A 14,766-nucleotide genomic window follows, 5' to 3' on the forward strand; every position below is an offset into this window, starting at 1 on the left:
TCAGCGCAGGAACGCGGCGGCGACGCCGGCATCGACGGGAACGTGCAGCCCGGTGGTGTGCGACAGGTCCCCGGCGACGAGGGCGAACACGGCGTTGGCCACGTGCTCGGGCAGCACCTCGCGTTTGAGCAGGGTTCGCTGAGCGTAGAAGGCGCCGAGTTCGGCCTCGGGTACGCCGTAGACGGCAGCCCGTTGCGCGCCCCAGCCACCGGCGAAGATCCCGGAGCCGCGTACGACGCCGTCGGGGTTGACGCCGTTGACGCGGATGCGGTGCTCGCCGAGTTCGGCGGCGAGCAGGCGTACCTGGTGGGCCTGGTCTGCCTTGGCCGCGCTGTAGGCGATGTTGTTGGGTCCGGCGAATACCGAGTTCTTGCTGGAGATGTAGACGATGTCGCCGCCCAGGCCCTGGGCGATCATGGTCCGGGCCGCTTCACGGGCGACGAGGAACGATCCCTTCGCCATCACGTCGTGCTGCAGGTCCCAGTCCGCCTCCGTGGTGTCCAGCAGCGGCTTGGAGATCGACAGCCCGGCGTTGTTCACCACCAGGTCGAGGCCGCCGAAGGCCAGCGCGCATGCCTCGATCATCGCGGTGACGGCCTGTACGTCGGTGACGTCCGCACCGACGCCCACGGCGGTGTCGGTGCCGCCGATCTCGGCGGCGACCCGGTGGGCGGCGTCGGCGTCGCGGTCGGCGATGAGGACGCAGGCGCCCTGCGCGGCGAGCCGGTGGGCGATGGCGCGGCCGATGCCGGAACCGCCACCGGTGACCAGTGCGATCCGGGCGGCCAGCGGTGCGGGCTTGGGCAGCCGGGCGAGTTTGGCCTCCTCCAGCGCCCAGTATTCGATGCGGAACTTCTCCGCCTCGTCGATCGGCTGGTAGGTGGAGATCGCTTCGGCGCCGCGCATCACGTTGATCGCGTTGACGTAGAACTCCCCGGCGACGCGGGCGGTCTGCTTGGTGGCGCCGAACGAGAACATGCCCACGCCCGGGACCAGCACGATCGCCGGGTCGGCGCCACGCATCGGCGGCGAGTCGGGTGCGGCGTGGCGGGCGTAGTAGCGGGCGTATTCCTGGCGGTAGTCGGCGTGCAGCTCCGTGAGCCGCGTGGTCATCTCCGCCAGGGATGCCGTGGGTGCCAGGTCAAGGACCAGCGGCTTCACCTTGGTACGCAGGAAGTGGTCCGGGCAGGACGTGCCCAGGTCGGCCAGCCGGGGGTGCCCCTGCCGGGACAGGAAGTCCAGCACGACATCACTGCCGGTGAAGTGCCCGACCTGCGGCCGGTCCGTGCTGACCAGGCCTCGGATGACGGGTGCGAGGGCGGCGGCGCGTGCCCTCCGCTGGTCCTCGGGCAGCGGCGCGTATCCCGGCAGGACGGCACCGAACGGTTCCGGCTTGCCCCGCTCCTCGATGAACGCCTGCGCCCGCGTGATGATCTCGAGGGTGTTCGCCTCGCACTCGTCGCTGGTGGCGCCCCAGGCGGTGATGCCGTGCCCGCCGAGGATCACACCGATGGCCTCCGGGTTGTCCCGGTGCAGCTGGGCGATGTCGAGGCCCAGCTGGAAACCGGGCCGCCGCCACGGCGTCCACAGCACCCGGTCGCCGAAGCACTCCTCGGTCACCGCCTGGCCGTCGGCGGCGGCGGCGAAGGCGATACCGGCGTCGGGGTGCAGGTGGTCGACGTGTGCCGCGTCGACGAGGCTGTGCATCGCGGTGTCGATCGACGGTGCCGCGCCACCGCGCCCGTGCAGGCAGTAGTCGAACGCGGCGACCATCTCGTCCTCGCGCTCGACCCCGGGGTAGACCTCGGCGAGCGCGCGCACCCGGTCCAGCCGCAGGACGGCGAGCCCGGCCTCGGTGAGCGTGCCCAGGTCACCGCCGGAACCCTTCACCCAGAGCAGGTCGACGTCGGTGCCGGTGACCGGGTCGAGGTCGGTGCCCTTGGCGGAGGTGTTGCCGCCCGCGTAGTTGGTGTTGCGCGGGTCGGCGCCGAGCCGGTTGGACCGGGCGACGAGTTCGGCGGGCGTGCTGTCGTGCGGTGACATCGGTCAGGCTCCCCATCCGGCCTGCTGGCCGCCGACGCGCTCGGATTCGATCCGCTGCTGGTAGCCGCTGCGGTGGTAGGCGGCGATGGGGTCGGGGTCCAGGCCCGCCTCGGCGCGCATCTCGGCCAGCAGCGGGCGCACGTCGGTGGCGTAGGCGTCCATGAGCACCGCGTGTGCGGCCAGGACGTCACCGTTGCTTTGCGCGGCGGCGAGCGCGTCGGCGTCCACGAGCAGCGCCTTGGCGGTGGCTTCCTGGACGTTGAGGACCGAGCGGATCAGCGCGGGCACCTTGGCTTCCAGGTTGTGGCACTGGTCGAGCATGAACGCCACGTTCGCCTCGGGCGCGATCGCGTCCGCGCGCACCAGCTCGTGCATGATCCGGAACAGCTGGAACGGGTCGGCCGCGCCGACCATCAGGTCATCGTCGGCGTAGTTGCGGCTGTTGAAGTGGAAGCCGCCCAGCTTGCCGAAGCGGCGCAGCACGGTGACCAGGAACTCGATGTTGGTGCCGGGCGCGTGGTGGCCGGTGTCGACCAGCACCTGCGCCCGGTCGCCCAGGGCCACGCAGTGGGCGTAGGAGGTGCCCCAGTCCGGCAGGTCCATGCTGTAGAAGTGCGGCTCGAACAGCTTGTACTCCACGAGCATCCGCTGGTCGGGGCCGAGCCGGTCGTAGGTCTGCGACAGCGCGTCGGCGAGGCGGTCCTGGCGGGCCGCGATCGAGTCCTGGCCGGCGTAGTTGGTGCCGTCGGCGAACCACAGCGACAGGATCGACGAGCCGGTGGCGTCCATGATGTCGACGCATTCGAGCAGGTGGTCGAGGGCCTTGCGGCGTACCCGGGGGTCGGGGTGGCAGACGCTGCCCAGCTTGTAGTCGTTGTCCTGGAACACGTTCGGGTTGATCGCGCCGATGGCGATCCCCTGGTCGGCCGCGAAGCCGGCCAGGTGAGAGAAGTCTTCGACCCGGTCCCAGGGGATGTGCAACGCCACGCTGGGCGCGGCGCCGGTCAGCCGGTGCACCATCGCCGCGTCGGCGATCTTCTCGTACGCGTCGCGGGGCACCCCCTGCTGGGCGAACACCTTGAACCGGGTGCCCGAGTTGCCGTACGCCCAGGACGGCGTCTCGATCGGCATGGCCCGCAGGGCCGCTTTGACGGCAGCGTGGTCGTTCATCTTCGTCTCCTGTGCTACGCCGAACGGGGGTACGAGGTGGTGCGGGCGGTGCGGCTCGCGCCGCCCGCACCACGGCCCGCGTTACTTGATGGTGGCGACGTTGTCCTTGGTGACCAGCAGGACCGGGTTGAAGACCTCCCGCTCGGCCGCGTTGCCGAAGGTGATCGCCTCCTTGTTCAGGGCCTGCCCGGCGAGCTTCACGGTCAGGGCGCCCATCGCGGTGGGGTCCTGCGCGACGGTGGCGGCCAGGCCGCCGTCCTTGATCGCGGTCAGCGCCTCCGGGTCGGCGTTGAAGCCGACGGTCACGATGTCGGTGACCGGGTTCTTCCCGGCATCCTTGACCGCGTTGGCGGCGGCCACACCCATCGGGTCGTTGCAGGAGAAGACGCCGGCGACGTCGGGGTTCTTGGCCATGATGTCCTTCATGACCTTGTAGCCCTCTTCGGCCTTGGAGTTGCCGGACAGCTCGGCGACGACCTTGAACCCGGCGGCCTCGATGGCCTCCTTGAACCCGGCGTTGCGGCGGGCGGCGTAGACCGCCGACGGCTCGCAGGTGATCGAGGCGACGTTCTTGCTGGTCTTGCCGTTGGCCGCGATCTGCTTGGCCATGTACTCCGCGGCGAGCTTGCCGCCGCCGGCGTTGTCGGAGATGACGATCGCGTCGTACGGCGCACCGCCGCCGCCGATGTCGTCCACGATCACCGGCACGCCCTTGGCCTTGGCCTTGGCGATGATCGGGCCGAGCGCGCTGGGCTTGAACGGGCTGATGATCAGCACGTCGACGCCCTGGTCGATGAGCGCCTGGGCGCCGGTGACCATCTCGTTCTCGTCGCTCTTCTCGTCGTGGAGTTTGAACTCCCAGCCCTTGGCGGTGGCCGCCTCGCGGGTGCCCTTCTCCATCTTCTGGAAGAACTCGTACTGCATGTCGTAGACCGAGAAACCGACGACGATCTTGTCGTCCTTGGGGGCGCCGGGGTTGTCGGCGTTGGAGTCGGAGCAGCCCGCCAGGACCAGCGCGCCGATCGCGACGAGCGGGACGAGGGTCTTCTTGAGCATCATGCGATGCCCCTTCCGTGCGAAATGGGACGGATACGTTGGTTAGTACGTTTCAATTTCGCAGTGCACGCGACGCCGCGGCGCCGCGCTGTGGTTCACCGGGCCAGGCCCGGTTTGGGCGTTCGCCCGCCCAGTCCGGTCACCGCGCGCCGCAGGGATCCGGGCGCGGCGAAGCGGGTACGGAGCCCGTCGATGGTCAGGGCGATGATGAGCACGCCACCCAGCACGATGCGCTGGTAGGCAGACGGCACCCCCTGGCTGACGAGCATGTCGTTGAGCACGCTGACCAGCAGCACCGCGGAGAAGGTGCCGATCAGCGTGCCCTTGCCGCCCTTGAGGCTGGTACCCCCGAGGACGACCGCGGCGATCACCTTGAGTTCGAACCCGTCCTGGGCCGAGCCGTCGGCCGTCCATACCCGGGTGATGTAGGTCAGCGCGGCGATCCCGACGCTGACTCCCACCAGGGCGAAGACGAAGAAGCGCAACCGGGTCGCCGAGATCCCGCAGAACCGGGCGGCCTCCGGCGAGGAGCCGTAGGCGAGCACCCGGCGACCGGTGGCGGTGCGCCGCAGCAGCAGCCAGGCCGCCGCGTAGACGGCCAGCATGATGAGGAAGGGCAGGGGCAGCCCGGCCACGTTCAGCCCGCCGATCTTCACGAACGGTGAGCCGATCTGGTCGTAGGGCAGGGTCTTGGGCCCGTCCTGGGTGAGGATGTAGGCCACGCCGCGGAAGACGAACAGGGTGCCGAGGGTGGCCACGAACGGCGGCACCCGCAGCCGGGTGATCAGGCCGGCGTTGACCAGCCCGCACGCGAGCCCGGTCGCCAGTGCCGCCGCGACGGCCAGCGCGGTGCCACCGGCGGCGTAGCCCATCAGCGACACCACGCTGCACAGGGCCAGTTGGCCGCCGACGGACAGGTCGAACGCGCCGCTGGCGATCGCGAAGGTCATCCCGGCCGCGACGATGCCGAGGTAGGCGCTCTCGCGCAGCACCGACTGCGCGTTGTCGAGGCTGAAGAAGTCGGGGGTGACCACCGGTGCGACGGCGAGGAGCAGCAGCAGGATCGCGGTGATGCCCCAGGTGTCCCACAGCTTGCCCAGCGAGGTCTTCATGATGTCGCTGCCTCTCGGGCCGGGGTCGGAACGACGGTGGTTTCGGCGCGGCGCAGGCCCTTGAGCGCGAGCGCGGCGATGAGCAGCAGTCCGACGCTGATCCGCTGGTACGCCGGTGGGGTGTTGAGCAGGTTGAGCCCGTTGCGGATCGTCTCGATGAGCACCGCGCCCAGGACGGTGCCCACGATGGACGCCCGCCCGCCGAGCAGCGCGGTCCCGCCGATGACGACGACGGTGATCGCGTCGAGCTCGAAGCCCAGACCCAGCTGCCCGTTGCCCTTCTGCAGCTGGCTGGAGATCAGCAGGCCCCAGGCACCGCCCGCGATGCCGACCAGCACGTAGACGGCGATGCGGATGCGGTCGACGGGCAGGCCGGAGACGCGGGCCGCCTCGCGGTTGGACCCGATCGCGCACACCCAGCGGCCGAACCGGGTCCGGTTCATGGCCCACCACGCCGCCGCGGTCGCGACGACGACCAGCACGATCGGCATCGGTACGCCCAGCGGGCGCCCGCCGACCAGGTATTTCAACCCGGCGGAGCTGATGATCTGGTCGTGCCCGCCGGAGTACGCCAGGGAGACGCCCCGGACGATGACGAGCGTGGCCAGGGTGGCGATGAACGGCGTGACCCCGAGTTTCGTCACGACCAGGCCGTTGGCCAGGCCGATCGCGGCCCCGACGGCGAGCGCGAGTGCCATCGCGACGGCCAGCGGCCGACCGGCGATCAGGGCGCTGCAGCAGACCACTCCGGCCAGCGAGACGGTGGAGCCGATCGACAGGTCGAACTCCCCCATCGCCAGGCAGAAGGTCATCGCCAGGCCGGGCAGCGCCACGATCCCCGCGGCGACCAGCACGTTCTCTATGTTTCCGCCGGTCAGGAAGCTGTCGGTGGCGACCGCGAGCGCGATGATCACGGTGAGCAGAGGCAGCACGAGTGGTGCCCGGCGCAGCAGGGCGGTCACGACACCGGCTCCAGCGAGAAGATCCGCCGACCGGTGCTGGCACACGTCATGACGTTCTCCTCCGTGCGGTCGTCGCCGGTCAGGTGCCCGGCGACGCGCCCACCGGCCAGGACGTAGACGCGGTCGCTGATGCCGAGCAGCTCGGGCAGATCACTGGAAATCATGATCACGCCGGCTCCCTCCGCGGTGATCTCGTTGATGAGCTGGTGGATCTCGACCTTGGCGCCGATGTCGACGCCCCGGGTGGGTTCGTTGAGGATCAGCAGCCGGCCGCCGGGGGCCAAGGCCCGCCCGAACAGGACCTTCTGCTGGTTGCCGCCGGACAGCTGCCCGATGAGCTGGTCCGGGCCGGTGGTCCGGATGGCCAGGCGGTCGCGGTAGGTGGCGAAGACGTCCAGCTCCGCCGCCGGTGACAGCAGGCGGCCGAGCGCGCCGCGCACCTTGTCCAGGACGGAGATGGTGAGGTTGTGGCGTACGGTGAGGTCGGGCAGGATCCCGGCCGCTTTGCGGTCCTCGTGCAGGAACCCGATCCCCGCGCGCATCGCGTCGGCGGGGCCGTCCGGGCGGTAGGGCTCGCCACCCAGGAGCATCCGGCCCGCGGTCACCGGCAGGGCGCCGAAGATCACTTGGGACAGTTCGGGCTGACCGGCTCCGGCGACGCCGCCGATCCCGACGATCTCCCCCGCCCGTACGGTGAGCGACACCTCGCGCAGCTGCCGTCCCGCGCTGACCTGGTCGAGTTCCAGCACGACGTCGCCGCGGACGGCGTCGCCTCGCGGGAACAGCGCCGCGATGTCCCGCCCGACCATCCACCGCACCAGCTCGTCGGTGCTCGTCTGCGCCAGCGGCACGGTACGCACGTGGCGGCCGTCGCGCAGCACGGTGACCCGATCGGCGACCGCGAACACCTCGTCCAGGCGGTGGCTGACGTAGATGACGCTGCGCCCCTCGGCGCGCAGGCGGCGCACCACGTCCAGCAGCCGGGTGACCTCGTCGGCCGACAGCGCGGCGGTCGGCTCGTCCATGACGATGATGCGGCCGTCCACCGACAGCGCCTTGGCGATCTCGACGAGCTGCTGCTCGGAGACGGTCAGGCTGCTCACCGGCGCGGTCGGGTCGATGCTGACGCCGAGGGTGGCGAACAGGTCCGCGGCTCGGCGGTTGATCTCGGCGTAGCGGATGCCCCGGGTGAGGGGGTGGATCGGCTCCCGTCCGGAGAAGACGTTCTCGGCGACGGTGAGGTCGGGATAGAGGTTGAACTCCTGGTAGATGACCGCGATGCCGGCGTGGACGGCGTCGGCGGGACGCCGGGGCCGATAGGTGACCCCGTCGAGGATGATCGCTCCGGCGCTGGGCCGGTGCAGCCCGCCGAGGACCTTCAGCAGCGTGGACTTGCCCGCACCGTTCTCGCCGACGAGGGCGTGGACCTCACCGGCCGCCACGTCGAAGTGCACCCCGTCCAGTGCCCGTACGCCGGGGAACTCCACGGTCAGGCCGTCGACCTGTAGCAGCGCCGGTGTTCCGGTGTCCGCCACCGCCGTCCTCCCTTCGTCGGAACCTGCGCTAAGATCAAATTGAATCGTTTCGGTCTTCGGTGGCACGTACGCTACGATCCGGTTGCCGGACTGTCAACAGGCAAGTACCTACAACCGCTCGCAGTGCCCATTTCGTTAACCTGCGGCATGATCCAGATGCGGTTGACACGTTTCAGTTCCGGCGTACGCTGAAGCCGCTCCGGGCCCCGGGGCGGCCCGCCCACCGTCACACCACCGAGGAGCCATGGCCACCGTCAGCATCAAGGAGGTCGCCCGCCGGGCCGGGGTCTCGATCGGGACCGTGAGCAATGTGCTCAACCACCCCGACGCCGTGGCCGTCGCCACCCGCCGTCGCGTGCTCGACGTGATCGCCGAACTCGGCTACGTGCGCAACGACTCCGCCCGACAGCTGCGGGCCGGCCGCAGCCGCACCGTGGCGATGGTCGCCCTCGACCTCGGCAACCCCTTCTTCACCGACGTCATGCGCGGCGCCGAGATCGCCGCCGAGGCCGCCGGGGTCAACGTCATGATCTTCAACAGCGGCGAGGACATCTCGCGCGAACGCCGACACCTGGACATCCTCAATGAGCAGCGCGTCCTCGGGGTGCTGATCACCCCCGTCAACGAGACCCACGACGCGCGCCTGGACCAGCTGGTCGAGCACGGCATCCCGGTGGTGCTCGTCGACCGCGGTTCGGGCAGCCATCACCGCTGCTCCGTCGCCGTCGACGACGTCCTCGGCGGCCAGCTCGCCGCAGACCACCTGCGCGAGCTGGGCCACCCGCGCATCGCGTTCGTCGGCGGCCCGTTGTCGATCCGCCAGGTGTCCGACCGGTACGCGGGATTCACCGCCGCGCTGGCCGGTGGGCCGGAGGTCCGGCTGGTCGCCACCACCAATCTCACCGTCGCCGCCGGGCGCACCGCCGGTCAGGAGATCGCCGACCTGCCCGTGTCCGAGCGCCCGACCGCGGTGTTCTGCGCCAACGATCTGCTCGCCCTGGGCCTGCTCCAGGAGATGACCAGCCGTGGCGTACGCGTGCCGCACGACGTCGCGATCGTCGGATACGACGACATCGAGTTCGCCTCCGCCGCCGCCGTGCCCCTGTCCTCCGTGCGCCAGCCGCGCGAGCAGCTGGGCCGCGCGGCGACCCAGCTGCTGCTGGAGGAGGTCAACGAACCCGACCGACACGAGCACCGGCACGTCGTGTTCCGTCCCGAACTCGTGGTACGCCAGTCCAGCGAACCCGTGCCGGCCAAACGCAGGAAGTAGCGCATGCGCATCGCCCTGTTCGTGACGTGCCTGTCCGACACGCTGTTTCCGCAGGTCGGACAGGCGACCACGGCGCTGCTGGAACGCCTCGGGCACGAGGTCGTCTTCCCGCAGGGCCAAACGTGCTGCGGCCAGATGCACGTCAACACCGGCTACCAGCGCCAGGCGCTGCCCCTGGTCGAGCACTACGCCGACGTGTTCGCCGACGCCGACGTCATCGTCGCCCCCTCTGGCTCCTGCGTCGGCTCCGTCCGCCACCAGCACGCCACCGTCGCCCGGAGTCTGGGCCGTTCCCGGCTCGCCGAGCGGTCGGCCGCCGTCGCGGCGAAGACCTTCGAACTGTGCGAGTTCCTCGTCGACGTCCTGGGGGTGACCGATGTCGGTGCGTACTTCCCGCATCGGGTGACGTACCACCCGACCTGCCATTCGCTGCGGATGCTGCGTGTGGCCGACAAACCGCTGCGGCTGCTGCGCCAGGTGCGGGGCCTGAACCTGATCGAGCTGCCCGACGGGGAGCAGTGCTGCGGGTTCGGCGGCACGTTCGCGCTGAAGAACGCCGACACGTCCACCGCGATGCTGGCCGACAAGATGACCCGGGTGCTGTCCACTCGCGCCGAGATCCTCACCGCCGGTGACTCGTCGTGCCTCATGCACATCGGCGGCGGGCTCGGCCGGTTGTCCTCCGGCACGCGCACGCTGCACATCGCAGAGATCCTCGCCGCCACGGAGACGGGCGCCGGGTCATGAGCCGGGTCTTTGTCGGCATGCCCGTGCACGCCCCCGCCGACGTGTCCGCCCTGCACGCGTCGCGGCCGTTTCCCGACGCCGCCCGCGACGCGCTGGCCGACCCGCAGCTGCGCCGCAACATCGGTGCCGCCACCGCCACCATCAGGGGCAAACGCGCCAGCGTCGTCGCCGAACTCGACGACTGGGAGCAGCTGCGCCTGGCCGGTCAGGCCAGCAAGGCCGCCACCATGTCCCGCCTGGACGAACACCTGCGGCGGCTGGAACAAGAGGTCACCGCACGGGGCGGCACGGTGCACTGGGCCCGCGACGCCGCCGAGGCGAACCGGATCATCACCGGCCTCGTGCGCGCGACCGGCGCCGACGAGGTCGTCAAGGTCAAGTCGATGGTGACGCAGGAGATCGGACTCAACGAGGCGCTCGCCGACGCCGGGATCGCCGCCTGGGAGACCGACCTCGCCGAGCTGATCGTCCAACTCGGGCACGACACGCCGTCGCACATCCTCGTCCCGGCCATCCACCGCAATCGCGCCGAGATCCGGGAGATCTTCCTGCGCGAGATGCCCGACGCCGACCCCGCGCTCACCGACAACCCTCGCGAACTGGCCATGGCCGCCCGCGCCCACCTGCGCCGCAAGTTCCTCACCGCCAGGGTCGCCGTGTCGGGTGCCAACTTCGCCGTGGCCGACACCGGCACCCTGCTCGTGGTCGAGTCCGAGGGCAACGGCCGGATGTGCCTGACCCTGCCGGACACCCTGATCACGGTCATGGGCATCGAGAAGGTCGTCCCCACCTGGTCGGACCTGGAAGTGTTCCTGCAGCTGCTGCCCCGCTCGTCCACCGGCGAGCGGATGAACCCCTACACGTCGGCGTGGACCGGGGTCACCCCGGGGGACGGGCCGCAGGAGTTCCACCTGGTCCTGCTCGACAACGGGCGTACGGCCGTGCTGGCCGACGAGGTGGGACGCGAGGCGCTGCACTGCATCCGGTGCAGCGCCTGCCTGAACGTGTGCCCGGTCTACGAGCGCACGGGCGGTCACGCGTACGGGTCGGTGTATCCAGGTCCGATCGGGGCTGTGCTGACCCCGCTGCTCACCGGCACGCCGGGCAACCCGTCGCTGCCGTACGCGTCGACGCTGTGCGGGGCGTGTTTCGACGCGTGCCCGGTGCGCATCGACATCCCGTCGCTGCTGGTGCACCTGCGCGCCCGTACCACGCAGGAGCGTGCCGCGGCGCACGCGCTGCCCTCGGCCGAGGCCGTCGCGATGGCCGCCGCGTCCTGGGTGATGGCCTCGCCGTGGCGCTTCGGGTGGGCGGGCCGGATGGCCCGGCTCGGGCGGCTGCTCGCCCGGCGCGGCCGGATCCGCCGGCTGCCACCACCGCTGTCGGCGTGGACCACCGCCCGCGACGCGCCCGCACCACCACCGCAGACCTTCCGCGACTGGTGGCGACACAACAGGGGGAAGTCGTGACGACCTCATCTGCCCGCGACGAGGTGCTGGCCCGGATCGGCCATGCCCTGTCCAGCGCCCCCGTCCCCGTCGAGGTGCCCCGCGCCTACCGGCGCACCGGCGCGCATTCGCCCGGCGCGCCGGAGTTGCTGCACCTGCTGACCGACCGGCTCGTCGACTACCGGGCGACCGTCCACGCTGCGTCACCGCAGACGTTGGAGTCCGTGCTGGCCACGGTGCTGGGTGGGCTGAACCGGGTCGTCGTGCCACCAGGTCTGCCGGTGCGGTGGCGGCCCGCGCAGGCCGTCGTCGACAACGGAACCCTGTCCCCCGCCGAACTGGACTGCGTGGACGCTGTCCTCACCGCGTGCACCGCGGCTGCGGCCGACACCGGCACCATCGTCCTGGACGGTTCCCCCGACCAGGGTCGGCGCGCCATCACCCTGGTCCCTGACCGGCACATCTGTGTCGTCCACGCGGCTCAGGTGGTGCAGACCGTGCCCGAGCTGCTGGCCCGGGTCGACCCCCGGCGGCCGCTGACGTTCATCAGCGGCCCGTCGGCGACCAGCGACATCGAATTGCAACGGGTCGAGGGAGTCCACGGGCCCCGTACCCTCATCGTGGTGCTTGTGGCGGATGAGTGACGATCGCCGAGGTCGCTCTTCCGATGCCGACGAGCCGGTTGTCCTAATTCGATTGCGTGCGAACCGATACTGGCCCGGTGACCGATCCCTACGCTGAACTGCTTGCTCGCGCCGAGGCTGACCCGGACGTGCTCGGCATCGTGCTGACCGGTTCCCGGGCGCGTGCGGGCATGGCGACCGCCCACTCCGACGCCGACGTGATCGTGGTGGTCGCCGAGTACGGCGGCGCCTGGACCACCGTCACCCGCACTCCGGCACTCGACACCATCCCGACCTCGCTGAAGGACCTGGGCGACGTCTCCGACCGGTGGGGGCGCTACGCCTATCGCGGCGCCCGGGTGTTGCTGGACCGCCTCGACGGGCGGGTGGCCGAACTGGTGACCGCGCAGGCCGCGTTGAGCCCGGCGGAGATTGACGCCTGGGTCCGCGAAGAGCTCGACGGATACGTCAACTTCATCTACCGCGCCGCCAAGAACCGCCGAGACGGGCGGCCCGACCTGGCCCGGCTGGAGGAGATCGAAGCGGCGTCATGGTTCGGCTGGACGCTGTTCGCCCTGTACGGCCGGGTCCGCCCGTACAACAAGTACCTGCGCTGGGAGCTGGAGACCCACCCGCTCCCGGCGCCCTGGACCGCCGACCATGTCATCACCGCCCTGACCGAGCAGCCGTCGGCCCTGTTCCCCGACCTCGAGACGGTGGTAAGGGCCAAGGGTTACGGCGACGTGCTCGACTCATGGGGACCGGAGCTGGACCTGCTCCGATGACCGTCCACGCCTGCCGCACGCGGAGAACCCAGGGGCCGAGTCTCACGTGACGTGAGGCTCGGCCCCTGGGCTGCGCATCGACGCGCGGACTACTTGAAGTAGCAGGACTTGACCGTGCCGAAGATCGGGTCACCGCCGAACGCGGTCTGGTTGCAGCCGATGCTGCCGGTCGCGGTCTTGTAGAGGAACGCGCCGTTGGCGCCGTAAGCGACCGTCTTCGTGCCGGTGAACGCGCAGGTGCCCGTCTCGCCGACCGCGCAGGACGTCCAGCCGTTGACCGGCGGCTGCGGCGAGCTGTCGCAGTGCTTGACCGTGCCGAAGATCGGGTCACCGCCGAACGCGGTCTGGTTGCAGCCGATGCTGCCGGTCACCGCCTTGTACAGGTAGGAGCTGCCCGCCCCGTAGCGCACCACGGCCGTGCCCGAGACCGTGCAGGTGCCGTTCTCGGCCGCGGCGCAGTAGGTCCAGCCGCCGCCGCTCGCGCTGACGGTCGTCTGGAACTTCAGGCTCCGGTTGGTTTCGGCCGTCCAGTTGACGCTGCTGTTCTTGTACGCGCTGCCGCCCGACGGGTAGGGCGCGTTCTCGTTGAAGGCCCAGCCGTACAGGCCCGACGTGGTGGTCGAGCGCGCCACGATGCCGTAGCGGGTGCCCGCCGTGACGGACATGTTGGGATAGATGGTGACCGAGCGCGGTGACCAGCCGATCGACGAGGCGGGGACGGTCACGGTGAAAAGCGCCGACCCGGTGGGCTGGAACGACGCGTTGGCCGTATAGATGTCGAAGGTCAGCCCGGCGTTCGGGTTGCCGGTCTGGAACGTCGTCAGCGACGCGCTGGTCAGCGTGCCGCTGCGGGAGGGTACGAAGGTCTGGATGCGCGACACCGGCCCGATGTCGGCCCAGCGGCGGAATCCGTCCACCCCGTCGTGCTGGTCCAGGTCCGTGACGGGGTCCTGCGCTCCCGCCGAGCCCGTGGACAGTGCGAGCGTGATCATGTTCTGGCAGGTCATGGCGCTGATCGCGGAACCGGAGAAGGTCAGTGGCGCCCAGTAGAAGTTCGCGAGCGCCTCATTGGGCGCCGCGCTGTTCCACAGGTCGCTGCCGTAGAGGTAGGCCGTGCCGCTGGTCAGGCTGATGGGCGTGACGAACGACGGCTGGCCGCCGCACGAGTTGGTGCTGATGTTCGTGCCGCCGGACCAGGTGCCGAGCACCGAGGTCGCCGTACGGTAGGAGGTGCCCGTACCGGAGCAGTAGCCGCAGTTCGGGTCGGAGTACGTCAGGTAGTAGGTGCCGTTGCGCTTGAACAGGGCCGGCGCCTCGGTGGAACTCGGCGTCACCCGGACATAGCTGCCGGTGCCGGAGAGATAGCCGGCGTTGAGCCGCTCGACAACGATCCCGCCGCCGCTGACCCAGTCGGTGTAGGCCAGGTACGCCGTGCCGTCGTCGTCGACGAACGTGTCGTGGTCGCCGTTCTTGAGTCCGCTCGCGGGTGCGCCGCTGTTGACCGCCAGGGTCGGATCGGTGGTCTGCGTGAACGGTCCGGTCGGCTGGGTGCTGGTGAAGACGTGGAACCCGCTGACGTTGTCGTAGCTGTTGATCCACAGTACGTATTGGCCGGTGCTGGTGTTGTAGACGACGTGCGGGCGGTAGCAGCCGTAGGTGCTGCCGTTGCATCGGGTCTGCCAGGTCGAGGAGCTGGCGTCGAAGAGCTTGCCCCGGTCGGTCCAGTGCACCAGGTCGGGTGAGGAGTACACCTTGAACCCGCAGAACGGCGTCCCGGCGACGTTCCACTGGTAGCCGCAGTCGTAGCTGGTGCCGTAAAGGTAGTAGACGCCGCCGAACAGGGCCAGGTCACCGTCGTGGGCGTCGACCGCGTTACCGGCCGTGTCGAAGCGGATGGCCTGGTTGCCGGCGGCGTCGAAGTTGGTGATCGTGGTCGTGTAGGCCGCGTTCGCCCGCGGGGCGGGCCCGGCGAGGAGCTGGGCTGCGATCAGCACCAACAGCGCGCCCACGTGGGC

Annotated in this window: 12 protein-coding genes; 5 read left to right on the forward strand and 7 right to left on the reverse strand. The window is 70.4% G+C overall.

What is annotated here, in order from left to right; genetic code table 11:
• From KUA19_RS14630 to KUA19_RS14655, 6 genes are all read right to left on the reverse strand, one after another.
• Complete coding sequence (locus KUA19_RS14630; RefSeq protein WP_217396581.1) at positions 1-2,043, reverse strand: bifunctional aldolase/short-chain dehydrogenase; 2,043 nt, start codon at positions 2,041-2,043, stop codon at positions 1-3.
• A gap of 3 nt (positions 2,044-2,046) precedes the next feature.
• Positions 2,047-3,213, reverse strand: a complete 1,167-nt coding sequence (gene rhaI, locus KUA19_RS14635; RefSeq protein WP_217396582.1) for an L-rhamnose isomerase — start codon at positions 3,211-3,213, stop codon at positions 2,047-2,049.
• Positions 3,214-3,294: 81 nt separating this feature from the next.
• Entirely contained in the window at positions 3,295-4,272 is a 978-nt protein-coding gene (locus KUA19_RS14640) for a substrate-binding domain-containing protein (RefSeq protein ID WP_217396583.1), read from the reverse strand.
• 92 nt (positions 4,273-4,364) lie between these two features.
• A complete protein-coding gene (locus KUA19_RS14645) occupies positions 4,365-5,381 on the reverse strand; it encodes an ABC transporter permease (RefSeq protein WP_217396584.1) in 1,017 nt (338 codons plus the stop codon).
• Positions 5,378-6,343, reverse strand: a complete 966-nt coding sequence (locus KUA19_RS14650; protein WP_217396585.1) for an ABC transporter permease — start codon at positions 6,341-6,343, stop codon at positions 5,378-5,380. Before KUA19_RS14650 ends, KUA19_RS14645 begins: the two co-directional genes overlap by 4 nt.
• On the reverse strand, positions 6,340-7,878 hold the full coding sequence (locus KUA19_RS14655) for a sugar ABC transporter ATP-binding protein (protein WP_217396586.1): 1,539 nt from the start codon (positions 7,876-7,878) through the stop codon (positions 6,340-6,342). The genes KUA19_RS14650 and KUA19_RS14655 overlap by 4 nt, the downstream gene beginning before the upstream one ends.
• Before the next feature lie 244 nt (positions 7,879-8,122).
• On the opposite strand from KUA19_RS14655, the gene KUA19_RS14660 reads away from it, so the two are divergent.
• The 5 genes from KUA19_RS14660 (at position 8,123) to KUA19_RS14680 (ending at position 12,751) form a co-directional block, all read left to right on the forward strand.
• A complete protein-coding gene (locus KUA19_RS14660; protein ID WP_217396587.1) occupies positions 8,123-9,148 on the forward strand; it encodes a LacI family DNA-binding transcriptional regulator in 1,026 nt (341 codons plus the stop codon).
• Between the two features lie 3 nt (positions 9,149-9,151).
• Positions 9,152-9,895, forward strand: coding sequence for a (Fe-S)-binding protein (locus tag KUA19_RS14665; protein ID WP_217396588.1), 744 nt, complete (start codon positions 9,152-9,154; stop codon positions 9,893-9,895).
• Positions 9,892-11,364, forward strand: a complete 1,473-nt coding sequence (locus KUA19_RS14670; RefSeq protein ID WP_217396589.1) for a LutB/LldF family L-lactate oxidation iron-sulfur protein — start codon at positions 9,892-9,894, stop codon at positions 11,362-11,364. Before KUA19_RS14665 ends, KUA19_RS14670 begins: the two co-directional genes overlap by 4 nt.
• Positions 11,361-11,987, forward strand: a complete 627-nt coding sequence (locus KUA19_RS14675) for a LutC/YkgG family protein (protein WP_217396590.1) — start codon at positions 11,361-11,363, stop codon at positions 11,985-11,987. Before KUA19_RS14670 ends, KUA19_RS14675 begins: the two co-directional genes overlap by 4 nt.
• 77 nt (positions 11,988-12,064) lie before the next feature.
• On the forward strand, positions 12,065-12,751 hold the full coding sequence (locus KUA19_RS14680; protein ID WP_217396591.1) for a hypothetical protein: 687 nt from the start codon (positions 12,065-12,067) through the stop codon (positions 12,749-12,751).
• A gap of 89 nt (positions 12,752-12,840) precedes the next feature.
• On the opposite strand, the gene KUA19_RS14685 is transcribed toward KUA19_RS14680, so the two are convergent.
• Positions 12,841-14,760, reverse strand: coding sequence for a family 43 glycosylhydrolase (locus KUA19_RS14685; RefSeq protein ID WP_217396592.1), 1,920 nt, complete (start codon positions 14,758-14,760; stop codon positions 12,841-12,843).
• Positions 14,761-14,766 lie beyond the last annotated feature (6 nt).

This window comes from Catellatospora tritici (assembly GCF_019083965.1).
Lineage (GTDB): Bacteria > Actinomycetota > Actinomycetes > Mycobacteriales > Micromonosporaceae > Catellatospora > Catellatospora tritici.

What these genes read in the sequence shown, in the direction of transcription:
- KUA19_RS14640 (WP_217396583.1), bottom strand. Translation starts at nt 4,272, where the DNA reads ATGATGCTCAAGAAGACCCTCGTCCCGCTCGTCGCGATCGGCGCGCTG.
- KUA19_RS14630 (WP_217396581.1), bottom strand. Translation starts at nt 2,043, where the DNA reads ATGTCACCGCACGACAGCACGCCCGCCGAACTCGTCGCCCGGTCCAAC.
- KUA19_RS14665 (WP_217396588.1), top strand. Translation starts at nt 9,152, where the DNA reads ATGCGCATCGCCCTGTTCGTGACGTGCCTGTCCGACACGCTGTTTCCG.
- KUA19_RS14645 (WP_217396584.1), bottom strand. Translation starts at nt 5,381, where the DNA reads ATGAAGACCTCGCTGGGCAAGCTGTGGGACACCTGGGGCATCACCGCG.
- KUA19_RS14670 (WP_217396589.1), top strand. Translation starts at nt 9,892, where the DNA reads ATGAGCCGGGTCTTTGTCGGCATGCCCGTGCACGCCCCCGCCGACGTG.
- KUA19_RS14660 (WP_217396587.1), top strand. Translation starts at nt 8,123, where the DNA reads ATGGCCACCGTCAGCATCAAGGAGGTCGCCCGCCGGGCCGGGGTCTCG.
- rhaI (WP_217396582.1), bottom strand. Translation starts at nt 3,213, where the DNA reads ATGAACGACCACGCTGCCGTCAAAGCGGCCCTGCGGGCCATGCCGATC.